This window comes from Nostoc sp. 'Peltigera membranacea cyanobiont' 213 (assembly GCF_002245975.1).
GTDB lineage: Bacteria > Cyanobacteriota > Cyanobacteriia > Cyanobacteriales > Nostocaceae > Nostoc.
Window position 1 is genome coordinate 1 of the sequence record NZ_NOLI01000033.1, and the last position, 22,918, is coordinate 22,918.

A 22,918-nucleotide genomic window follows, 5' to 3' on the forward strand; every position below is an offset into this window, starting at 1 on the left:
GGGCTGTATACGTCATATACGCCATTTTCTACCTGTTTGGAACAACTTCCATCTGTTAATTAATCCAGCGTTTTGTTCTTTCCAAGAAAGAAATAAATTATTCATTTGTGGGATGGGCATCTTGCCCGTCCCACAAGAAAAGTTGGGATATTTTTTTATTTGTAAGTCCCTAATGTGTTGATGAATTGTAGAAGAATAATTGCAAAAATGGGAAAGAATTGTTAACCAGTAAACCAAAAAGTTTTTGGTTTACTGTTAATAACTAGTTATTGAACAAATCTAAATCTGTCACAGCCCCAAGACTGCTAGAAGATACCAATTTGGCATATTTCGCCAACACGCCTTTAGTGTAACGCGGAGCCGGAGGTTGCCAATTAGCACGACGACGGGCTAATTCTTCTTCGGATATATTCAACTGCAATAAACGAGCCGGTGCATCAATCGTAATACTATCGCCTTCTTCTACAAGCGCGATCGCACCACCAACTGCTGCTTCTGGTGCAACATGACCAACTACCATGCCGTAAGTACCGCCAGAAAAGCGTCCGTCGGTAATTAATCCCACCGCATCACCCAAACCAGCGCCGATAATTGCCGAAGTGGGAGCCAACATTTCTCGCATTCCAGGGCCACCCTTGGGGCCTTCGTAGCGGATAACCAAAATATCACCAGCTTGAATTTTACCCGCCAAAATTGCATCTAAAGAGGCTTCTTCCGATTCAAATACTCGTGCAGGCCCGGTAATCACTGGTTTTTTCACCCCGGTAATTTTGGCGATAGCCCCTTCTGTTGCCAAATTACCTCTGAGAACGGCTAAATGTCCTTGGGGATACATTGGGTTATTCCAAGTCCGAATCACATCTTGATTGGCGGATGGCTCTGCGGGGATGTCTGCTAATATCTCTGCAATGGTTTGACCGCTAATGGTGAGGCAATCACCGTGTAATAAATCATGCACAAGTAACATCTTCATTACTTGCGGAATGCCACCAGCTTTGTGCAAATCTGTAGCGACATATTTCCCGCTTGGTTTTAAATCACATAAAACGGGAACACGACCACGGATTGTTTCAAAGTCGTCTATAGTTAACTCTACATTAGCGGCGCGGGCGATCGCTAAAAAATGCAACACTGCATTGGTCGAACCACCCACTGCCATAATTACAGAAATGGCATTCTCTATAGATTTGCGGGTGATAATTTGGCGAGGTAAGATTTGCTTCTTGATGGCTTCGACTAATACATAAGCTGATTTTTCGGTGCTGTCGGCTTTTTCGGCATCTTCGGCTGCCATTGTCGAAGAATAGGGTAAACTCATCCCCATCGCTTCAAATGCTGAAGACATGGTGTTAGCCGTGAACATTCCCCCACAGGAACCAGCCCCAGGACAAGCGCGAGTTTCGACTTCTAATAATTCCTTGTCGTCAATTCTTCCAGCACTGTATTGACCAACAGCTTCAAATGAACTGACAACGGTTAAATCACGTCCGTTGTAGTGACCGGGTTTAATTGTCCCACCGTAAACGAATATTGCAGGGATATTCATGCGGGCCATTGCAATCATTGCCCCTGGCATATTTTTATCACAACCGCCAATGGCTAGTACTCCATCCATGCTTTGTCCGGTACAGGCGGTTTCAATGGAATCGGCTATAACTTCGCGCGACACTAGGGAATATTTCATCCCTTCGGTTCCCATTGAAATCCCATCGCTAATGGTAATCGTGCCAAAGATTTGTGGCATCGCTCCGGCAGATTTAATCCCTGCTTCTGCTATGAGTGCTAGTTTATTTATCCCCATATTGCAGGGCGTGATGGTGCTGTAACCGTTGGCTATACCGACAATGGCTTTGTTGAAATCTTCATCTTTAAAACCAACTGCACGCAGCATAGCTCGATTTGGCGATCGCTGCACCCCTTGCGTCACAATTTGGCTTCTTAAATTCTCCGACATCGTTACATCATCCTCTGACTTCCATGTATGAGTATCATAGATAGCAATTTTTGAGATGTCCAATATATATTTATAAGTATTTGAGACTTATAAAATATCAAAACTATGGAACTGCGACACCTGCGCTACTTTATTGCTGTAGCTGAGGAACTGCACTTTAGTAAAGCCGCAGAGCGACTTCACATCGCTCAACCGCCCTTAAGCCAGCAAATTCAGCAGCTAGAAGCAGAACTAGGAGTAGAACTTTTTCAACGCAAAACTAAACGACAGGTGCAGCTAACGGAAGCCGGACAAGTATTTTTGCAAGAAGCTTATCAATTGTTCGCTCAACTATCGAAGGCAATCGATCTGACTCAACGGACAGGTAGGGGTGAGAAAGGACAACTCCGAGTAGGTTTCACCAGCTTGGTAACTTACGATTTGCTACCTGTGATTTTGCGACGGTTTCGAGAACAGTTTCCAGAAGTGGAGTTAGTATTACAAGAATTGACGACAACTCAGCAAGAACAAGCGCTATTCAATCGCCGCATCCATGTAGGTTTTGCCCATCCACCTTTAGAAGACAACACTTTTAATCAAGAATGTATTCAGCAGGAAGGACTAATTGTGGCTTTCCTAGAAACTCATTTGTTAGCTAGACAAGAAAATATTTCAGTGCGATCGCTCTTGAACGAAAATTTTATTATGTTCCCCCGCTATTTGGGCCCCGGACTTTACGATCAAATCCTGAGTCTTTGTCAGCAAGGGAATTTTAGCCCAAAAGTGACTCAAGAAGCAATCCAAATGCAGACAATTATCGGGCTAGTGTCAGCAGGAATGGGGATTGCGATCGTACCGTCTTCTTTGCAAAATCTTCAAAGGGCTGGTGTAGTTTATCGCACTTTAGAAGAAAAAACACCATTAGTAGAAACGGCTGTAGTGTGGCGACAAGAGGATATGACACCTGTTTTACGGGAGTTTCTACAAATTGTCAGAAGTGTCTGTGGTTAATTAATCAGTTAAAAAGGCGATCGCCAAACGCTTAGGCGCGATTTGAGTTGCAAGCAACTGTTTTATAGAAGCATTGCGATCGTGTTTAATAATTAAGGGAACTCCAAAAAATAAATTATTCAATTTGTCTACTCAACTAGACTTCTTTCTTCCTTGTCTCCCTTGTCTCCCTTGTCTTCCTTGTCCCCCTTGTCCCTCTGCGACGGAATATTTTTTTACTTGGAAATCCCTAACGCTTGGATTCCTTGCAGTTTCCATCAGCACAGTATGCCGATTCATAAGTACTAGAACGCTTACCAAATATGGTGTAACGATTATCGCGGATTTGTTCGTAAAAGCGATCGCCTGCCCATTTCATCCCCGGTAAGGCTCGATAAGCATCTACAAATATACTTCCTACTGGCAATAACCGCCCAATTTCTTCTGCGGCGTTACTGCCTTGCCAACGTCTTTGAGGTTCATTGCCATCAATTAAAATTACTCCCTGTTCGCAATCTTGGGCTGTAATTCCCCACTGTAAAAGTGTCTGTTCATCTTGCATGGGAGCGTAGCGAAATAACTTTCCCTTGTCTAAGGTTTCTAGCAATTGCACTAAAGTAACGCAGAGATTACAATTTCCGTCGTAGATTACGTAGTAGTTCATGGAAATAACAGCTTTTTGGCAATTGACTTGTCGGATCTGTCTAAACACAACTTTGGTATTCTAGCTTAGAAAACCGTAGCGATCGCTCTTGCCTCACTAAAGTAATACGATTCACTTCATATACTTAAGATTTTTGAAAGTATCTGTAGGGTGCGTTAGACGGAACGTCGTAACGCACCATCCCAAGCTGATGGTGCGTTACGCTATGCTAACGCACCCTACGTGGCATAAAGTTGTAAAGCAGAAAATATTGATTTATCTCAATTTTCTCTAAAATCTATTGCAACATTTTACCCTTGCCGCGCCACTACACATATTTCAAAAATCAAATACTAGTCCTAATTCGGAAGTGTTAAATTTTCTAACTACCTTCTCGTGCTAAATTATTAAAGCTTGGAGTTGGGAAACTCCGGTGAAATTCCGGGACTGTGCCGCAGCTGTAATGGGATAGCCCAAGTCAGAATGCCAACTTTCAAGATGTCATCAAGACACAATCACCGTCTACTCCCTGCGTCGCACGGGGAAGGAGTTCTAAATTTGCTTTCTGGATTTGCCACTTGTCCTGGCTTGTTTTATACTACACCCGCCGCCGATGGGATATTATCTCGCATTAGAATACCAGGTGGAATTATTAGCACTCAGCAGTGCCATGCGATCGCAGACATAGCAGAGCAGTATGGTGGCGGCTATGTGGATGTGACTAATCGAGCTAACCTACAAGTCCGCGAGATCCGCACGGGGATAAATGCTGAGGTTTTGAAGCATTTACAGCTTATGGGATTGGGTTCTCACAATTCTGTTGTAGACCATATCCGTAATATTATGACCAGCCCAACTGCTGGTATCGATCCGCAAGAATTAATCGACACTCGCCCTTTTGTCGAAGATTGGGATAATTATATTGCCGCACATCCGGCGCTTTCAGGACTATCGGCAAAATTTAGCGTTTGCTTTGATGGCGGTGGAATAATTCACGTGTGCGATCGCTTGAATGATATCCTATTTGCTGCTGTCTTAGTCAATGCTGATGTTTACTTCCGCCTTTATCTCAGTGTCGGCGCAAAGGGCCAACCGCCTAGCGATATGGGGATTTTGTTAACACCAAAGCAATGTTTACCTGTCTTGGCAGCTTTGACAGAGGTCTATCTAGCTCATACTAATACTACAAATAAGCGGCGGCTACGTCTCTTAGAGTTATTGAACACTTTGGGTTGTGAAAATTATCTCCAAGAAGTTCAGCAACGTTTACCTTTCCCGCTTTTGGACGGTGAAACGGGAAAATACCTAACCCCCCAACCCCTAAAGGAATTCTCTACTATTTTGCCAGGAGAGGGCAAGTATCAGCATATTGGTATCCATCCCCAACGTCAGCGAGGCTTATTTTATATTGGTATCGTATTACCTCTGGGACGATTGGAAAGTACACAGATGAAGGGTTTAGCAAATTTAGCAGCAAAATATGGTAGCGGCACTCTTCGGTTAACTCCCTGGCAAAATTTGCTGATTGCAGACATTCCTCAGCAATGGGTTGATGATGTCCAAAGTGAAATCGCTTTTTTAGGATTAGATTTCTCTGCAACTAACATTAAGAGTGCATTAGTTGCCTGTTCGGGAAACAAGGGTTGTGCTTCTTCTGCCACAGACACTAAAAGTCATGCGTTGGCATTAGCTGAATATCTGGAAACTCGCCTTACTCTGGATTGCCCAGTTAATATCCACTTCAGTGGCTGCGAAAAATCCTGCGCCCAGCATAGCAAGAGTGATATTACTCTGCTCGGTGTCAACTTTGAGGCTGACGGTGGAATTGTAGAAGGCTATCACGTTTATGTTGGTGATAGCAAGCAGAAATTTGGACGGGAAATATATCAATATGTGACTTTTACCGAACTACCTGCATTAATAGAGCGGATGCTATATGTATATAAAATTCAACGCTTAAATCCCAATGAATCTTTTGGGGAATTTAGCAATCGATGTGCGATCGCTCAATTACAACTCTGATTCAATAAACACTTAGGTTCCCTTCTCAAGTCAATCCAAAATCTAAAATCCCAAATCGAATGCCCGACTACATCCGAGATGCCAACGAAATTTACCGTAATTCTTTTGCAATCATCCGGTCAGAAGCGAATTTAGATGTCCTGCCACCAGATGTAGCAAAAGTTGCCGTGCGTCTCATTCATGCCTGTGGGATGACGGATATTGTTACTGACTTGGGATATTCACCAACAGCAGTACAATCTGCAAGGGCAGCCTTAGCAGAGGGAGCGCCAATTCTATGCGATTGCCGGATGGTTGCCGATGGCGTTACCAGACGACGGTTATCTGCAAACAATCAAGTTATCTGTACCCTCAACGAGCCGGAAGTACCAGAAATTGCTAAAAAGATGGGTACTACAAGGTCGGCAGCAGCTTTGGAATTATGGCGATCGCACCTGGAAGGATCGGTAATCGCAATTGGGAATGCGCCCACAGCCCTATTTAGACTGTTAGAAATGCTTGATGAAGGAGCTACTAAACCTGCAATTATTTTAGGCTTCCCAGTTGGATTTGTCGGTGCAGCCGAATCGAAAGCAGCATTGGCGGCAGATAGCAGAAATGTACCATTTTTAACCTTACATGGTCGGCGCGGTGGAAGTGCGATCGCAGCAGCAGCAGTTAACGCCCTGGCAACGGAGGAAGAATGAATATGAAAACCAAAGGTCGTCTCTATGGAATTGGTGTTGGCCCAGGCGATCCAGAACTATTGACTTTGAAAGCGCTGCGGCTATTACGTGCGGCTCCTGTGGTAGCTTATCAATCAGCCACAGGTAAAGAGAGTATCGCTAGAGCGATCGTGGCGCAATATCTTCCTGGCAATCAAATCGAGGTGTTATATCATCTCCCCCGCGCTTTGGAGCCAGAAAAGGCCAAGTCTATTTACGATAAAGAAATTGAACCAATCGCCGAACATTTAGCAGCAGGTCGAGATGTGGTGGTGTTGTGCGAGGGCGATCCATTTTTCTATGGCTCGTTCATGTACCTATTCACACGATTATCTGACCAGTACCAAACAGAAGTTGTCCCCGGAGTTTCCTCGCTGATGGCTTGTCCGGTAGCTTTGGGCGTACCTTTCACTTACTACACCGATATTCTCACAGTCTTACCCGCCCCATTGCCAGCAGAAGAACTAACTACACATCTGTTGATAACTGATGCAGCAGCAATTATGAAGCTAGGTCGTCACTTTACCAAAGTCCGGGATATTCTGCATAAATTAGGGCTAGCATCACGAGCAAGATATATTGAGCGGGCATCAACGTCACAGCAACGAATTATACCCCTGGATGAAGTCGATCCAGATAAAGTACCCTATTTCTCAATGATTGTAATCCCAACTAAAAATCGATTGTAAAATTTTCTGCCCCCCTGCTCCCTCATAGCCCTGCAAACCACTCATATCCTTGATCCTCCCAATAACCTTTAAGAGGTAACAAATTGCTGACAAATGTAATTTGAGTTACCCACTTGCTTTGTTTGTAGCCCAGTTTAACTGGGGATGCTAGACGCATAGGCGCACCATTATCAACTGATAAAGGTTGTCCATTCTTTTGATAAGCCATCAGCGTTTGCGGATGGACAGCAGAAGCAAGATCCCAACTTTCATAATAGCCATCAGCAGATTTAAAGTAGACATAACGGACATTTGACTTAGGCTGTACCAGCGCTACCAAGTCTCGCAATCGCACACCTCCCCATTGAACGATCGCAGCCCAGCCTTCAACACAGACATGGCGAATTACCATTGAAGTTAAGGGAAGTTTTTCAATATCCCCCATACTTAATTGCATCGGGTTGCTAACCTCGCCATCAATCTTCAGGCGAAATTGTGCCGGATCGATTTGCGGCGTGAAATCAAAGGTATTAACCAGCAATTTGTCCGCTTCTATGGCACTTACAGCAAATTCTGGAACTGGTTTCTGACTTAACAGGAGTGCTTCTAGACGTTGGTTTAGCGGCTCAGATATTTGCCGCAGATTATCTGAGAACAAATTTGTCCCACAGCCACCTAAAAGAAAGCCTACCCCTGAAAGTCCAGATACTTGGAGTAATCGACGACGGGATAGGGTGCGTTTGGGAAGAATCAGACTCATAAGACCTCTACAGGAACATAGACTTAACTAGACGGATGCTTCCTACCTTCAGGGCAAGTAAGGAATGAGCAATTGTAAACAGTATGACTGTAGGAACAGTAATAAAGTGAACAGTGCGGAGAGTTTGCCAACTACCAAACAGCCCCGAAAGCCAATGCAATTGGGCAGGTTTGTACATCGCCAGACCACTCAAAATTGCCAGCAGCAACACGGGAATGATAGCAGTATAAACTAGCCGATGCCATGCGTAATTTTTGCGCTTTGGGTTCTGGCTGACTTGCAATGCTTTTAAATCACCGCCATCGGCAAAGCGACGCTGCCAACGACGAGTTACAAAGATATAGATTCCATACCAAAGTAAGTTTAGCGAAAATAGCCACATAGCAGTAAAATGCCAGTTTCTGCCACCGCCTAGCCAACCTCCCAGCAAGATAAAGTCAGGAAATTGCCAACCTGCACGCCCGCCAAATACTGGATTAGCATTATATATTTGCAATCCGCTACCAATCATCAAGATGAGACTGATGATGTTAATCCAGTGAAAGGTCTTTGAGAGGAAAGTCTGACTTGGTGTTGAGCGGGATTTACGTTTAGATGAGATCATACCAATTTTGAATTTTGGATCTTAGATTTTTAGATTGTTCCCACTCAGACCTTTGGATTGGGTTTTCTAATCCAAAATTGGCACGCTTAAGGCTGTCTCACAGAGGTTGAGTAGGAAAGAAGGGAGCCAACCAAAGTTGTATCTGAACATCCCAACCGAGAAGAATAGCAATTGCTGTGGCTGCGATCGCTACACCACCAACGCGCTGCAACGCTGCACTGTGGGGGCGGAGATTGAGCATTCGTTGGCTGAATAATCGCCCACCGTAAGCGATCGCTAACAGAGGTAAACCTGCTCCGATTCCATAAACAACCAGCAGCCAAAATGCACCTGCGACTTGATGATTAACTGCCGCTAAGACTAAAATTCCTCCCAAAACTGGCCCAGCACAGGGAGTCCATAAAAGCCCTAACTGAGTCCCTAACCAGAATTCTCCCATAAGTCCGATTCGTGGGGGTTTCTTAGCCCAATTAGCAATGGGAATATAAGTAAATATTCTGTAACTCCAGGTGGGAAAAATTGCCAATAATCCTAAAAATAAAAGGAATGCGATCGCGCCACTCCTTAATAAATTAGCCAAACCCGTAAACCAGGCTGATGTTACACCGATTAAACTACCTGCCAGTGCAAAACCAGCGATTAATCCCCCCACCAGCGCGACTGGGCCGTAAGTATGGGATTGGAGCGAGCGGCCTAATAGCACAGGCAAAATCGGTAAAACACAGGGTGAAAGGACATTCAAAACTCCTCCGAACAAAGCCAGACTGATTGATAAAGTAGAAGTCGTCATAATTGCTTCTACCCCAATAGCTGGCGGATAGTTTGCTCTGTTTTTTCGTATGCCCCTTCACCAATATGGTCATATTGTAGTAAACCTTGGCGATCGGCTAAAAACGTATGGGGCCAATACTGATTTTCGTAGGCGTTCCAGGTTTTATACTCGTTATCAACTGGAACCGGATAAGTAATTTGGTGTTTTTGTAACGCCTTTTTTATATTATTCGGATCTCGCTCAAAAGCAAACTCTGGTGTGTGGATACCAATCACCTTGAGTCCCTGCGCCTCATACTGCCGATGCCATTTAGTAATGTAGGGCAGGGTACGCTGACAGTTAATACAAGCAAAAGTCCAAAACTGGATCAGAATAACGCTGCCTTTGAGATTAGCGATCGCTAAAGGGCTAGAATTAAGCCACTGACTGATACCCTGAAACTCTGGTAAACTCTTACCTGCCGGAGTTTTAACAATAGTTTCCGAGTCTTGCATATTGTTACTTTTTGCAGGAGAAATAGAAGGGGCATTCACTTTTCTAAAGTTAGAAAATGTTGTAGCTGCACCGATTCCGACAACCCCTAAGCCAAGATAAAAAAGTAACTGACGGCGGTGGAGCAGGTTGTGATTCATCAGAATTTCTCCTGTTGAGGTAAAAGCGCCAAAGTATAGGGATTGGCTCAAAATTTTCCTGGTAAGCAGCCCCTAATCTTAGTACAAGAAAAGCGAGACGCAAGGCTAGGGCTTGGTGGAAGCCGGGGATTGCTTCATAGCATCGCCAGCTTTGTCTTTGCCCATTGTATCTTTACCCATTGCACCGCCAGCTTTATCTTTGCCCATTGCATCTTTACCCATCGCATCTTTACCCATTGCACCGCCAGCTTTATCTTTACCCATCGCATCTTTACCCATTGCACCGCCAGCTTTATCTTTGCCCATCGCATCTTTACCCATTGCACCGCCAGCTTTATCTTTGCCCATTGCATCGCCAGCTTTATCTTTGCTCATCGCAGGAGAGGCTTCAGGGGCAATTTGATTGTTGCTTGCAGGACTGCTAGAGCAAGCAGTGAGACTGACGGTTAAACTTAAACCAGCAATTAAACAAAGTATTTTCCAGTTCATATTTATTTTTCGTCCTTTGGATAGTTCTTTTTGTATTGATTGACTCAGGGAAATTAAGCTATAGCACATTCTTAAAGGCTATTGAGGTAAAAAAGATGCCTTTTTTATAGAGGATTTCATCAAACTTTTGCTACTGACATTTGATTTATCCCCAACATCCAAAGTATCTCTATGAGGACTGAGAGCTTATTGAAACTAAGCCATGATTTTCATAAATTTATCCCTTGAGAAAATTCAGTTAATTCTCAGCATTTTCTCAGGTATTCATGGTAGTTCAAAGCAGAACCTAATTTAGGTATGTATTATCTCAGCAAACCTCATGCTAAAGTGCATGAGCTATCTGAACTTTAGAAGATGCAAAAATTGGTGCTTAAGACTTGATATAAAATGTCTACGGCAGCAAGCTACGCAACCCAATTTTCTTGTGTAATATTTTGTTAGTGAAGAATATCTGCGCTTTGACGATCCTAATACTAATCTATGAGCAACAGAGGAACAAAGCGACTTTTAGAGGATGTCTAAAAAGTTTTTTGTATACACCGAATGCTTAGAGATCCCCCTAAATCCCCCTTAAAAAGGGGGACTTTAACACTCTTATTCCCCCTTTTTTAAGGGGGGTTAGGGGGGATCAATAAATATTTTATCTCAGACATCCTCTTAGAAAATTTTAGAAATCTATATAAATCTGACCATTATGCCAGCGCTAATTAGCGATTAGGGTGGGCAATGTTACCCACCCTCACACTCTAACCTGCTACAGCTTCAGCAGGGGCTGCCTGAACAGCAGTTATGGGTAGATAAACACTAACTTTTTTCCGGGTTTTGCCCTTTCTCTCAAACATTACAACACCGTCGATTAAGGCAAACAGAGTGTCATCGCTACCAATACCGACATTGTTACCAGGGTGAAATTTAGTCCCGCGCTGACGCACGAGAATGTTTCCTGCACGCACAACTTGACCGCCATAACGCTTGACACCCAGACGTTGGGCGTTAGAATCACGACCGTTACGTGTACTACCTGTTCCTTTCTTATGAGCCATGATTTCCTCTTTTGTATCTACTTCTTTTTATTATTCAGCAGCAACTTCAACTTCTTCAGCAGGAGTCTCATCTAAAACGGGGCTTTCCTTCTCCGCTTCTCCTTGGGCAACAAACACTTCACCGTTAAGGGTGATGGAGTCAATCATAAGTCTGGTAACTTCTTGACGATGCCCCCGTTTTTTGCGGGTTTTCTTTTTCGGCTTCATCTTGTATACCAAGACTTTACGACCTCTGTAATGTCGCATTACAGTCCCTTCTACAGTCGCACCTGTCACTAGTGGCTGTCCAATGCTGACTTCGCCATCGTGCTGAACGAGTAATACGTAGTCTATTGTAACTTTTTCATCTGGTTCGATCGGAAGCAGTTCAATATCATAAAACCGCCCTGGCTCTACTCGTATTTGTTTGCCGCCAGTTTCAATAATTGCGTAGGTCATTAAATTGTCCTTGAGGTTGCCGTACAGGTAGCTGGTTTTGATCTCTTGTAGAGAGGCTTTTGCCAGCCTTTGTAATATGTCTACCTGATCCGAGCAGGAATTAGACAGACAATCTAATATCCTATTTTATTCACAGGTGGTAAGTCAAGCTTTTATTTGCCAAAATTCGTGGTGGCGATCGCTTACCCAAAAATCAGAATTCATGCTTATTAGTTCAATAATGCTTCCATCTTAGGGCTGACTTTTATAAACTAGTAGAAATATTTTAGACTCAAACTTATAGTTTCTTGTCAATATCCACATATTTTTATGCTTTGTTTTAAGATTAAATTTACAGGCTTAATCTAATAGTTCTTTACAGAATTTAGGGAATTGACAAAATCAAATTTTTACATTCAAACCTGATATTCAAAACAGGAGATGGATTGTCATGACACAGCAAAATGCTACCCGACTTTTTCAAGCAGTAAAACAAGATCAAGCATTACAGCAAAGACTCAAGGCAACAGCGGATCCAGAAGCCTTCGTTAAGATTGCCAAAGAGCGTGGCTATGATTTCACGGCTGATGAACTGGAAAATGAAATCAACAAGTTATCTGAAGAAGATTTAGCCGCTATTGTCAATCCAGGATGGGGAACTAGACGACACCTTAATCCTAGATAATTTCTATTCTAAGAAACTGAAAGTATAGGAACAACTGAATTAACAAGTTTTGCTCCTCAAGGGATACCGTTGCATCATCTCCTTGAGGAGCATTTATATTAAACTAAGCAACTCTGCTTCCGATCTCGCCACCTGCTTAACTAATGAGTTAGGATGACTATATTTTAATCAGGTGATATGGAAAGAATAGAAGTTGAGCAAAGAACCATTTTAATTGGTTTGGCGGGTAGTCACGGCTATGGCTTAAATCGTCCTGATTCAGACTTTGATTATCGGGGAATATTTATCGCACCCAAAAGGTACTACTTGGGATTCGATCGCATCGAACAAAAAGATACTGGTTGGGATGAACCAGGAATATTTCCATTTGTTGATGGTAACAAAGACACAGTTATATATGAATTAAGAAAAATCCTCCAGTTATTAGCGGGTGCAAATCCAAATGTTTTAGAATTGCTCTGGTTAAATAACTATCCTTTCGTCAACACAGTTGGACAGCATTTAATTAATCATAAGCAGCTATTTTTGAGTAAGAAGGTAAAACATACTTACACTGGTTATGCCTTTGCTCAAATCAAAAAGATGGAAACTCATCGTAAATGGTTATTAAAGCCACCGCAAAAAAAACCAATCCCATCTGACTTTGCCATAGAAGACGAAGCACCCCTCAGTAAAGATGAGCTAAATGCTTTTCTGGAGTATCTTTATAACTTAATCAGAGGACGGATTGAGTTTTTGGAAGAAGCGGAGCAATTATACCAATTGTTAACAGCAGATATTGATTTTAAAGGTGTCTTAAAACAATATACTTTGCCCGATGAGACTTTAGAATATACTCAACATTTAACCAATAGCCGTAAAGATTTTATCCGTCTGCTTCAAAAAAGCCAAAGTTATCAAATAGCTTTAAGAGAATGGAAAGCTTACTTATCTTGGCAAGAAAATAGAAATCCGGCTAGGGCAGAAATGGAAAGAAAATCAGGTTTTGACCTTAAACATGGGATGCACTGCATTAGATTGTTACGCAGTGGAGTAGAAATATTGCGACAAGGTGAAGTGATTGTAGATAGAAGAATAGCTGGTGATGTTGAGGATTTAAAAGCTATTTTAAAGGGTGAGTATTCTTATGAGCAGGTGATGAAAATGGCAGAAGATTTAGTTGCAGAAATGGAAGTTGTTTACGAACAGTCTGCCCTACCTCACAAACCTGATTTGGAGCAAATTAATGACTTGTGTATGGAATTAGTAGAAATGCAAAATTGGTAAATAAAAAAGTGAAGCCTTGGGAATTATGAGTTTTTAACTCTGACATTTTATAACCTGAAAATTAGGAAAGGGAAAGTAATTCCCAATTCTCTCCCTTTCCTTAAAAGCTACTTCCTTTCTGGATGCGCTGCATCCTCTGGTGAAGGATTACCCATCTGATTAATTGTGGCAATCATCTGATATAATCGCCCTAAATCGCGTTGATTGAAGTACAAAATGAGGCGGGGCAGTTCAGCAGTTTCATCTTGTGCTTCTTGAGGTAATGCCTGACTTTTTTCAATCCGTCCTTTAACAAGAATGTCACCAAAATCAGCATTGAGTTGCTTTACAAGAACCTCTGATATATCTGTCTTCAAGCGAATGACTAATTGATCGCTGACATAACGACAGGAGTGATAAACCTGGTAAAAACGAGTAATGGCATCACAAGCGACATCCAGATTATCTGTCACCGTGTAAAGGCTGGGGTCTTCAGGACTGACAAGACCATTTTCCACTAATTGCTTATCAATATATTTGCTCCAAGATCGCCAATAATCACCACCAGGGCGATCGATTAAAACCAGAGGGACTGGGCCAAATTTACCATTCTGGGTTAATGTCATACATTCAAAAGCTTCGTCTTGAGTGCCAAAGCCTCCCGGAAATAAGGCTATAGCATCACTTTCTTTAAGGAGAAAAAGCTTGCGGGTAAAGAAATATTTAAAGTTAATTAGCTTGGGATCGCCTTCTATAAAAGGGTTTGCTTCCTGTTCAAAGGGTAACTGAATGTTTAATCCAAAGGAATTTTCTCGCCCAGCGCCTTCGTTACCCGCCTGCATGATTCCACCGCCGCCGCCGGTCATCACCATAAATCCTAATTGAGAAATAGTACGAGCAAACTCAAGGGCCATTTGGTACTCTGGTGTATCTGGTGCTAGCCGAGCAGAACCGAAGATGGTGACTTTGCGAACGTGTCGGTAATCATAAAACAACTGGAAACCGCGTTCCATATCTGCTAATGCAGCCGACAAGATTTTCCAGTCAAGACGCTCAATCTCGGTATCAGCTAGACGAACAATGGTAGCAAGTGCTTGCTGAATAAGTTGCCGATTTTTTAAAGTCGGTAAACGAGCGATTAATTCAGCGATATCCGCCTGTAAAGACTCTAATGTGTCAAATGACGCAGATGAAGTCATGAGAACTGCTGCAACAATGGCATTATATTCTACGTGAATGGCTCACACTCTAGCAAGCGGGATATAGCCCTGTAATGTAGAGTTAGAACTCTCCGAACTTGGCGCTTTAACCTCTTGTCTTTGTGTTCTCTGTGTCTAGAGTGGTTTGTTTATTTGGATATTTGATAAGCTTTAACAAAATAACAGTTAAAAAATCTAACAATTTTAGTAAACATACTCACTACATTTGCCACCCTTGTATTTTTAGGTAAATGTAGTTTTTTAGGTATTTGTAAAGTGTTGGGGAGTCTAGCAGATGAAGATACTGGTACTGAGTTGGGAGTTTCCGCCCAGGATTGTTGGGGGAATTGCGCGGCACGTAGCGGAGTTGTACCCAGAACTGGTAAAGCTAGGGCATGAAATCCACCTGATTACGGCCGAGTTTGGTCAGGCATCAATGTATGAGGTGGTTGAGGGAGTAAAGGTACATCGCGTGCCTGTGGCGTATAGTAACGACTTTTTCCACTGGGTAGTCAATCTCAACCTGAGTATGGGACATCATGGTGGTAAGTTGATTTTGGAAGAAGGGCCGTTTGATTTAATTCATGCCCATGATTGGTTAGTGGGAGATGCAGCGATCGCTCTCAAGCATAGTTTTAAAATACCACTAGTTGCCACAATTCATGCTACAGAATACGGACGCTACAACGGTATTCACACAGATATCCAAGGCTATATAAATGGCAAAGAAAACTTGCTGGCTTTCAACGCCTGGCGGATTATCGTTTGTAGTGATTATATGCGCCAAGAAGTAGAACGAGCATTACACAGTCCTTGGGACAAAATCGATGTCATTTATAACGGTATCCGAGCCGAAAAGAAGCAGCATCACGTAGATTTTCATGCGCTGGATTTTCGCCGCCAATTTGCCACAGACAATGAGAAAATCGTTTATTACCTTGGTCGTATGACTTACGAAAAGGGTGTACCGATATTACTCAATGCTGCACCCAAGATCCTTTCAGAAATGGGAGGTAATGTTAAATTTGTCATCGTCGGTGGCGGCAATACTGACCATCTCAAGCGTCAAGCCTGGAATTTAGGAATTTGGCATCATTGCTATTTTACCGGTTTTCTCTCCGATGATTACTTGGATAAATTCCAAACTGTCGCTAATTGTGCTGTGTTTCCCAGCCTTTACGAACCCTTTGGAATTGTCGCTTTAGAAAGCTTTGCTTCCCGTGTTCCCGTAGTGGTTTCTGATACTGGTGGTTTTCCCGAAGTAGTGCAACATACCAAAACAGGTATTGTGACTTGGACGAACAATCCCGATTCTTTAGCTTGGGGAATTTTGGAAGTCTTGAAAAATCCAGGTTATCGGCAATGGCTGGTAGATAACGCTTATGAGGATTTAGAGCGCCGCTTTAGCTGGCCAAAATTAGCTAGGGAAACTGAAGAAGTATATCAGCGAGTTGTGCAGGAGCGATCGCAAATTACCTGGTAATCAATCAAGTATACTGTTCTATGTATGACATTAGGGACAGCTTCATTTAGCTGTCCTTGACCAGTGGATAAATGTAAACTTTGTTTAAAGTTGCATAAAATCCTAATGAACTTTTGATAAATCCACAATAGGCACTGCTGTAATTTCTTCAGCAGTGCAAATCTAATCTGGTTTTGGCGTTGCTTAATAGCAGTATGTATCAATCCAAAGAATAGAGACGGGATAGTTCACACCTCTACAAAGGTTTTGAAATCAAACTGAATCAGCAACGCCAAACTTTCCTATTCAGTCATCTCCTAGAAAGAAATCTAATTTATGGCGATCTCAACCGAACTAAGTGTTAACTCAGGTACGTCTGCGATCAAAGCCTCTACCCATACTGGAATGGGGGCTATTCCCTACAAAGGAGGAACAGCCTTTCGGGTTTGGGCGCCATTTGCTTCAGCAGTTTACGTGGCTGGAGATTTTAATCAATGGTCTACAACAGCAAATCTCCTCGCCTCGGAAAATAATGGACACTGGTCTGTGGATGTTCCTGAAGCTAAAGAAGGTCAAAAGTACCGCTATGTGATTCAAGGTGATTTCATTCCGGCTGATTCTGTATGGTGGCGTACCGATCCCTACTGCAAACATGTCCTCGATAATGACGGCGCGGATGGTGTAATTGTCGCAGATAAGTTTGACTGGGGAAGTGATACCTTCAATATGCCACCCTGGAATCAATTGGTAATTTATGAGTTGCATGTAGCTTCTTTTAATAGAACCGAGAAAAAGCCCGGAGATTTCGGTTCAATTATCAAGAAACTAGGAATATTAAAAGACTTAGGCATCAATGCCATTGAACTGATGCCGATTTTTGGTTTCCCAGGAGAATACTCTCTAGGTTATAACCCTGCTTTCCCCTTTGATATAGAAAGTAATTATGGCGATCCTAGTCAATTTAAAAACTTTGTCAAAGAAGCCCATAAAGTTGGCATAGCCGTCATTCTCGATGTAGTTTATAACCATTTTGGTAGTGGAGAACTAGATTATTCTCTACGGCGGTTTGATGGTTGGAATCAAAATAATGGGGATGGAATCTATTTCTACAACGATGAACGCGTCAAAACCAAGTTTGGCCCTCGCCCAGACTACGGACGGGGCGAAGTGCGGCAATATATCCGTGATAATGCTCTGATGTGGCTGGAAGAATATCATATAGATGGTTTACGGTTTGATTCTACTGTGAACATTCGTAATATTTACGGCAAAAACAACGAGCCTGCAAATGATATTCCAGAAGGCTGGAGTTTGATGCAACGGATCAACAATGAAATCGATAGCAAGATGCCGTGGAAGATTACCATTGCCGAAGACTTGCAAAATAACGAATGGATTAACCGTAGTACAGGAGCCGGGGGAGCAGGATTTGATTCTCAGTGGGGTAGTTCGTTTTATTATCCGATTTTTGAAGCGGTGGTGGCTCCAAGTGATAGCGCCCGTAATATGTACAGCGTTCGGGACGCAATTTTGCAAAGGTTTGAAACTGATGCTTGGAAGCGAGTTATCTACAGCGAAAACCATGACGAAGTAGCGGATCTTAACCACAAAGTTCGCCTCCCAGAAGCAATTTGGCGTGGTAATGCAGATAGCTGGTTTGCCCGCAAACGCTCTACCTTAGCAGCATCTCTCGTGTTTACATCTCCTGGAATTCCGATGATTTTTCAAGGTCAGGAATTTCTGGAATGGGGAAGTTGGAAAGACTCTGGCACTTTAGATTGGAGTAAGAAAGATAAATTTAGTGGTATTTGGAATCTTTATCAGTCGTTAATTCGCCTCCGCCGTAACTGGAATAACAATACTAGAGGTTTGCAGGGACAGCATGTAAATGTACATCATGTCAACAATAACGACAAAGTTATTGCCTTTCATCGTTGGGACAACGGCGGGGCAGGGGATGATGTAGTTGTTGTTGTGAATATGGGCGATCGCTCCTACGATAGCTATAGTCTGGGCTTTCCTCGTGGCGGAACTTGGAAGGTAAGATTTAACAGCGACTGGAACGGCTACAGCCCAGATTTTGGCAACCATCTTGGTTATGATACCTTTGCCGATCGCAATGACTCTGATGGAATGCCCTTCCGTGCCAATGTTGGCATTGGCCCTTATAGTGTCTTGATTCTCTCTCAATAACAAGACTTATACAAAACTACATGCGCTCTGGGCAATTCTTAAACAATTCGTAATTCATAATTTGTAATTACGAATTACGAATTACGAATTACGAATTACGAACTATGATGAATTGCCCCTACTTGAGAATAGGGATTCCGGCTAAAGTTTTACATAAGTTCTGTGAGGAATACAGTCATGAAAGCGATCGTCATGCATGAAAGAGGAGATGCAGAAGTCCTGCACTACGAAACCTTTCCAACACCGAAACCGATCGCTAATGAGGTTTTAGTCAAGGTTCATGCTGCTACGGTAAATCACACAGATATATTTCACCGCTCAGGAAGGTTTTTTATTCAAAAAAATTTGCCCCATATTTTGGGTATGGATGTAGCAGGGGAAATCGTAGAATTGGGTACAGGGGTAAAAGATTGGCAAATAGGCGATCGCATAGTTGCTACTTTTGAAGCCTTGGGAAGAGAAAGAAATGGTGCTTATGCCGAATATACCACCCTCCCAATCAACCAACTCCACCGTATTCCCGATGGACTAAGTTACATTGACGCTGCCAGCATTGGTTTAGCTTTCACAACTGCTTGGATTGCCCTATTTTATAATGGTGTGCTAAAACAGGCAGAGCGAATTGCGATCCATGCAGCATCCAGTGGAGTGGGAACATCTGCGATTCAAATTGCGCGTTGGCAGAATGCTCAAGCGATCGCCATCAGTGATAAAAACAAGGCAGAGCGATTACACCAACTAGGAGCGGATTTTGTCCTCGATCGCCACTCTCCTGATTTAGTAGAGCAGGTGATGGAGATAACCGAGGGACAAGGCGCTACTCTTGTGCTGGACTTAGTAGGACGGACAACATTGCGATCGTCTATTAATATGCTGGCAAACAAAGGACGGATTGTTTGTGCTGGGACTCTCAGTGGTGATGTGGCAGAAATTAATGTCATGGATCTACTGATGAAAAACGCCAGCATTCAAGGTTCATTTGATCTGATTCAACCGCAAGATTTCGACCAAATATTGCAACACTTCGCCGACGGAATATTTCAACCTGCGATCGACTCCGTTTTGCCCCTACAAGAAGCAAGTGCTGCCCACAAGCGAATTGAGGACAAACAGGCATTTGGTAAAATTATCCTCGTGCCTGAAGCAGAAGATCGCGGTTGAAGAAGAATTCAGAATAAAGACCAGCAAATCATAGATTTGTTAGGAGTCTTGAACCCATTTATTCAGACGCGACTCGAAAATACTCGCTAACACTGCGCTATCGCAGACTTGCTATCCGTCAGCCATACAGAATACATTCTTCATTCTGACTCCTGAATTCTGTTTTGATAAAACTTAAGAATTTTTTCGGAAATTGTTAGTCATTTTTCCGGAAAGATTAAAGTTATTATTGTTTCCATAAACACAACTCTTTGTGTAGTCCAGCAAAGCAAATTTGGATTGATTACCAAATGCTAACTGCTGCTATTTGTTGTGACTGAATTTGGTCGATATTTATCTACCAGGAGAAAAATTAATGGCTATTGAAATCTTGCAAACAGATGACCAATACGTACTAAACCACTGCACTAAATTTCTCGCCAGAGATAATACAGATCCTCGCCATAACTTTGGACAATTGAGTGATGACGATCCTCGCTCTCGTATTTCTGAAGCTTGGCGATTTCCGATCATTGATAGTTACAGCGATGGTAATGATTTTGTTAAGAGTTATTCTTCCAATGTAGTGACTTTCGTATATCAGCAACCAGGAGCCACGCCACCAAAAAATGTTGCTGTGATTGGAACCTTTGCCAACCTTTATGAACCAATTCCACTCAAGCCAGTCAACTTCGTTGGAGAACCCACAGGATATTATGCTTTATCGATTATCGTACCGAAAGGACAATTTCACACCTACAAATTTATCGTCGATGGGCAGGCAATAATAGACCCAGTAAATCCTCAGCGTACCCAGCTTGACAACGGTCAATTATGGTCGCGATTTTTTACCCAATTATGTACTGAGCCATTGAACTTTGAAGATTGGGAATTTGACATTGTAGCTCGATTAGTAGATCATATTTTGCCTTTCCGAACTAAGGAAGGGGAAAACTTTTTGAACCGTTATTACAATTTTTTGGGTAAACAAGATAAACAGGTGCAATACGCCTATGCTTATCGTCTAGATGAATCAGTAGGAGCAGCAAACTTTATTGACAACATTTTAGCTAGGGAAGAGAATCATCATTTAATTGATTACAAAATTTGCTTAGGTCAAATTAGCCGGATATTACGGCAGCGCAATCCCTACGTTGAGCCAAAAGATGTCTCTAAAGAGTTGTACATCGACCTGTATAACGAAATGGCTACAAACAAAGTTAACGGTTGGAATTATCAGCAATATCAAGAACCCCTTTTCTTCCTGCAATTACTGCGCCGCCACACATTTACAGGTGCATTTTCTCATCCTAAATATGGTGGAAATGTGGGAGGAACAGGTTGGGCTTATCTATCAGAAAGGTATACAGATAAGAGCGGCAAAACCTTATTTGATTGGCGCAGAGCGATAGAAGCACCCCTTGGACTTAACAGCGATTATCGAGGCTAATTGATTTTCCCAGGAGAAGATATATGCAAACAGAATTTGATGTAGTGATTATTGGTAGTGGCGCTGGAGGTTCCCCCATTGCCTACACTTTAGTGAAGGCTGGGAAATCAGTGCTGATTCTGGAAAAAGGCCCACTATTTCGACCCCAGTATCAGAATCCTCAAGGGTTAAGTGACTTTAAGCGCGATGAATTGTTTGCTGATGGCCCAGAAAAGCGTATCCGCGTTCCTGGAGTTGCTAATCAGAACGAAGCCTTTTATTCTAGCCACGTTGAACCAGATATTAACGATGAGCCGCATATCTACCGCGATCCCAATGGACAAGATCGAGCCACAATTGAAGGTTATACGGCTCAAGTAGTAGGCGGTGGGACTCAACTTTATGGTGGTGTTTCCCTACGGTTCACCCCTACTGATTTACGCCTCCAAAGCTTTAATGCTGGACGTAAAGACTTAAAGAATGACCCAAATGGGGATGTGCAGAGAGAAGCGCGTGATTGGCCTGTCAGTTACGACGAGCTAGAACCGTACTATGTGAAAGCCGAATACCTTGTAGGTCTTAACGGTACAGCCGACAATCAACTCAAGTCTTTTAGTAAAGATAGCTATCAACCGCCCCTAGAACCTAACCCAATTAGCAACTATGCGAAATTTGGTATGGACAAGCTAGGCGAACAATTGGGTAAAGGTCAGCCGATTAAGCCCTACCGCACACCGCTAGCGGTGATTACCCGCGATCATCAACCCAGTGGACGCAAAGTTCCTAAAGATCCCGAAACCATCAAAACCAGTTATGTGAACCGCTTTGGCTGTCCTCTGGGTGTGAAATCAAGTACTTGGGTATCTTTACTTAGCCCGATCGCTAACCAACCAAATTTTGAAATTCGGACAAATTGTGTAGTTACTCATCTTGAAAGTGAGGGATCGAAAGTTAGCCGAGTCGTGTACCGCGATCCGAGCGGCAAAACCCGGTTTGCTCAAGGAAAGTTGGTAATTGTGGCTTGTTCTGCCATTGAATCGATTCGGTTGCTGAAGCTGTCAGGACAGCTGAGTTCCGAATTCAATAAACGCATCAACCAAAATGATTTATTAGGTAAATACTTCCTTACCCACTGTTTTGGAGGTGCTAGTGCCCTGATGCCCACTCGCAGCGATAAAACCTTAGCCTTAGATGCTGATTGGGCAACCGATGCTTGCGCCACTGACGACTTTCTCAAAAGCAGAGGACTTTGGGCTGGAGGGGCAATCTACAACAATACTTCCGATCAAGCATTGCCTATTTCTCTGGGACGTACCCACGGTAGTCGGGATTTAGACACACTTTGGAAAGGCTTCATCGAAGATACCAGTTTAGCGGCTCAAGGGTTGACGGACTTTTTGGACAACAACATGGGTAGGGGTTTATCCGTCAGCTTTATGGCCAATCAAGTACCCCTGAAGACCAATCGAATTGAACTCCATCCCACAATTAAAGATAAGTGGGGTCGTCCTGTGGCTCACATCATCAAAGAATGGCACAGCCACGACAGGTATCTCATGGACACCTTGGCGGAAATGTGCGGCCAGGTTTTGAAGTTGGGTGGTAATTCAATTCCAGGCGAATTCAAATTTGAATTTCAAGGTCAAGGTGGCGTGTACCTGGCAGAAAACGCTTTAGCACGGATTGCTAACCATATTCTTGGCGGAGCTAGGTTTGGTACTGACCGCAAAGACTCGGTGCTAGACCGCAATTGCAAAGTTTGGGACTTTGATAACCTCTACGTCACCGATGGCTCATTTATGCCGACATCGGGAGGCGCAAACCCTACGTTGACAATTCAGGCCAATTCTTTTCGGGTAGCTGACGAATTACTTAAGAGGCTTTAACT

At 42.9% G+C, this 22,918-nt stretch carries 22 protein-coding genes and 1 riboswitch; of the genes, 11 read left to right on the forward strand and 11 right to left on the reverse strand.

Annotated features, from left to right (window positions below; genetic code table 11):
* Positions 1-262: 262 nt before the first annotated feature.
* Positions 263-1,954: a dihydroxy-acid dehydratase gene (gene ilvD, locus CDG77_RS11835; protein WP_094329565.1), complete on the reverse strand. Its 1,692-nt coding sequence runs from the start codon at positions 1,952-1,954 to the stop codon at positions 263-265.
* A gap of 105 nt (positions 1,955-2,059) precedes the next feature.
* Between ilvD and CDG77_RS11840 the strand changes: the two genes are divergently transcribed.
* Positions 2,060-2,944, forward strand: coding sequence for a LysR family transcriptional regulator (locus tag CDG77_RS11840; RefSeq protein ID WP_094329566.1), 885 nt, complete (start codon positions 2,060-2,062; stop codon positions 2,942-2,944).
* On the opposite strand, the gene CDG77_RS38500 is transcribed toward CDG77_RS11840, so the two are convergent.
* A complete protein-coding gene (locus tag CDG77_RS38500) occupies positions 2,945-3,067 on the reverse strand; it encodes a hypothetical protein (RefSeq protein WP_262985151.1) in 123 nt (40 codons plus the stop codon).
* A gap of 106 nt (positions 3,068-3,173) precedes the next feature.
* On the reverse strand, positions 3,174-3,587 hold the full coding sequence (locus tag CDG77_RS11845) for a thiol-disulfide oxidoreductase DCC family protein (RefSeq protein ID WP_094329567.1): 414 nt from the start codon (positions 3,585-3,587) through the stop codon (positions 3,174-3,176).
* A 385-nt stretch (positions 3,588-3,972) separates the two neighbouring features.
* Positions 3,973-4,063, forward strand: a riboswitch (adenosylcobalamin-variant (AdoCbl-variant) riboswitch).
* Between the two features lies 1 nt (position 4,064).
* Between CDG77_RS11845 and cobG the strand changes: the two genes are divergently transcribed.
* From cobG to CDG77_RS11860, 3 genes are read left to right on the forward strand one after another with little or no spacing between them, the layout of a single operon-like run.
* The gene (gene cobG, locus CDG77_RS11850) at positions 4,065-5,588 is read left to right on the forward strand and encodes a precorrin-3B synthase (protein WP_094329568.1); all 1,524 of its coding nucleotides are present in this window, start codon (positions 4,065-4,067) and stop codon (positions 5,586-5,588) included.
* 59 nt (positions 5,589-5,647) lie between these two features.
* Complete coding sequence (locus tag CDG77_RS11855; RefSeq protein ID WP_094329569.1) at positions 5,648-6,274, forward strand: precorrin-8X methylmutase; 627 nt, start codon at positions 5,648-5,650, stop codon at positions 6,272-6,274.
* 2 nt (positions 6,275-6,276) lie between these two features.
* A complete protein-coding gene (locus CDG77_RS11860; protein ID WP_094329570.1) occupies positions 6,277-6,981 on the forward strand; it encodes a precorrin-2 C(20)-methyltransferase in 705 nt (234 codons plus the stop codon).
* Between the two features lie 22 nt (positions 6,982-7,003).
* Here CDG77_RS11860 and CDG77_RS11865 read toward each other — a convergent pair whose 3' ends face one another.
* The 7 genes from CDG77_RS11865 to rplU form a co-directional block, all read right to left on the reverse strand.
* Entirely contained in the window at positions 7,004-7,720 is a 717-nt protein-coding gene (locus CDG77_RS11865; RefSeq protein ID WP_094329571.1) for a molybdopterin-dependent oxidoreductase, read from the reverse strand.
* 7 nt (positions 7,721-7,727) lie between these two features.
* The gene (locus tag CDG77_RS11870) at positions 7,728-8,324 is read right to left on the reverse strand and encodes a cytochrome b/b6 domain-containing protein (RefSeq protein ID WP_094329572.1); all 597 of its coding nucleotides are present in this window, start codon (positions 8,322-8,324) and stop codon (positions 7,728-7,730) included.
* 97 nt (positions 8,325-8,421) lie between these two features.
* Positions 8,422-9,114 carry a cytochrome c biogenesis CcdA family protein gene (locus CDG77_RS11875; protein WP_094329573.1) on the reverse strand — a complete coding sequence of 231 codons (693 nt, stop codon included), beginning with the start codon at positions 9,112-9,114 and terminating at the stop codon, positions 8,422-8,424.
* Positions 9,115-9,122: 8 nt separating this feature from the next.
* The gene (locus CDG77_RS11880) at positions 9,123-9,728 is read right to left on the reverse strand and encodes a thioredoxin family protein (RefSeq protein WP_094329574.1); all 606 of its coding nucleotides are present in this window, start codon (positions 9,726-9,728) and stop codon (positions 9,123-9,125) included.
* 105 nt (positions 9,729-9,833) lie between these two features.
* Positions 9,834-10,217: a hypothetical protein gene (locus tag CDG77_RS11885; RefSeq protein ID WP_094329575.1), complete on the reverse strand. Its 384-nt coding sequence runs from the start codon at positions 10,215-10,217 to the stop codon at positions 9,834-9,836.
* Positions 10,218-10,963: 746 nt separating this feature from the next.
* A complete protein-coding gene (gene rpmA, locus CDG77_RS11890; RefSeq protein WP_094329576.1) occupies positions 10,964-11,260 on the reverse strand; it encodes a 50S ribosomal protein L27 in 297 nt (98 codons plus the stop codon).
* A gap of 30 nt (positions 11,261-11,290) precedes the next feature.
* Positions 11,291-11,698 carry a 50S ribosomal protein L21 gene (rplU, locus tag CDG77_RS11895; RefSeq protein ID WP_094329577.1) on the reverse strand — a complete coding sequence of 136 codons (408 nt, stop codon included), beginning with the start codon at positions 11,696-11,698 and terminating at the stop codon, positions 11,291-11,293.
* 430 nt (positions 11,699-12,128) lie between these two features.
* Between rplU and CDG77_RS11900 the strand changes: the two genes are divergently transcribed.
* Positions 12,129-12,362 carry a Nif11-like leader peptide family natural product precursor gene (locus CDG77_RS11900; RefSeq protein WP_094329578.1) on the forward strand — a complete coding sequence of 78 codons (234 nt, stop codon included), beginning with the start codon at positions 12,129-12,131 and terminating at the stop codon, positions 12,360-12,362.
* 177 nt (positions 12,363-12,539) lie between these two features.
* A complete protein-coding gene (locus tag CDG77_RS11905; RefSeq protein WP_094329579.1) occupies positions 12,540-13,628 on the forward strand; it encodes a nucleotidyltransferase domain-containing protein in 1,089 nt (362 codons plus the stop codon).
* Positions 13,629-13,735: 107 nt separating this feature from the next.
* On the opposite strand, the gene CDG77_RS11910 is transcribed toward CDG77_RS11905, so the two are convergent.
* The gene (locus CDG77_RS11910) at positions 13,736-14,806 is read right to left on the reverse strand and encodes an LOG family protein (protein WP_094329580.1); all 1,071 of its coding nucleotides are present in this window, start codon (positions 14,804-14,806) and stop codon (positions 13,736-13,738) included.
* A gap of 295 nt (positions 14,807-15,101) precedes the next feature.
* Between CDG77_RS11910 and CDG77_RS11915 the strand changes: the two genes are divergently transcribed.
* From CDG77_RS11915 to CDG77_RS11935, 5 genes are all read left to right on the forward strand, one after another.
* Positions 15,102-16,289, forward strand: coding sequence for a glycosyltransferase family 4 protein (locus CDG77_RS11915; protein WP_094329581.1), 1,188 nt, complete (start codon positions 15,102-15,104; stop codon positions 16,287-16,289).
* A gap of 315 nt (positions 16,290-16,604) precedes the next feature.
* Positions 16,605-18,461 (forward strand): alpha-amylase family glycosyl hydrolase, encoded by a 1,857-nt coding sequence (locus CDG77_RS11920; RefSeq protein ID WP_094329582.1) that lies wholly within the window; start codon positions 16,605-16,607, stop codon positions 18,459-18,461.
* 162 nt (positions 18,462-18,623) lie between these two features.
* Complete coding sequence (locus tag CDG77_RS11925) at positions 18,624-19,622, forward strand: quinone oxidoreductase family protein (RefSeq protein WP_143857010.1); 999 nt, start codon at positions 18,624-18,626, stop codon at positions 19,620-19,622.
* A 355-nt stretch (positions 19,623-19,977) separates the two neighbouring features.
* Complete coding sequence (locus CDG77_RS11930) at positions 19,978-21,051, forward strand: gluconate 2-dehydrogenase subunit 3 family protein (RefSeq protein ID WP_094329584.1); 1,074 nt, start codon at positions 19,978-19,980, stop codon at positions 21,049-21,051.
* Positions 21,052-21,074: 23 nt separating this feature from the next.
* A complete protein-coding gene (locus CDG77_RS11935; protein WP_094329585.1) occupies positions 21,075-22,916 on the forward strand; it encodes a GMC family oxidoreductase in 1,842 nt (613 codons plus the stop codon).
* Positions 22,917-22,918: the final 2 nt, after the last annotated feature.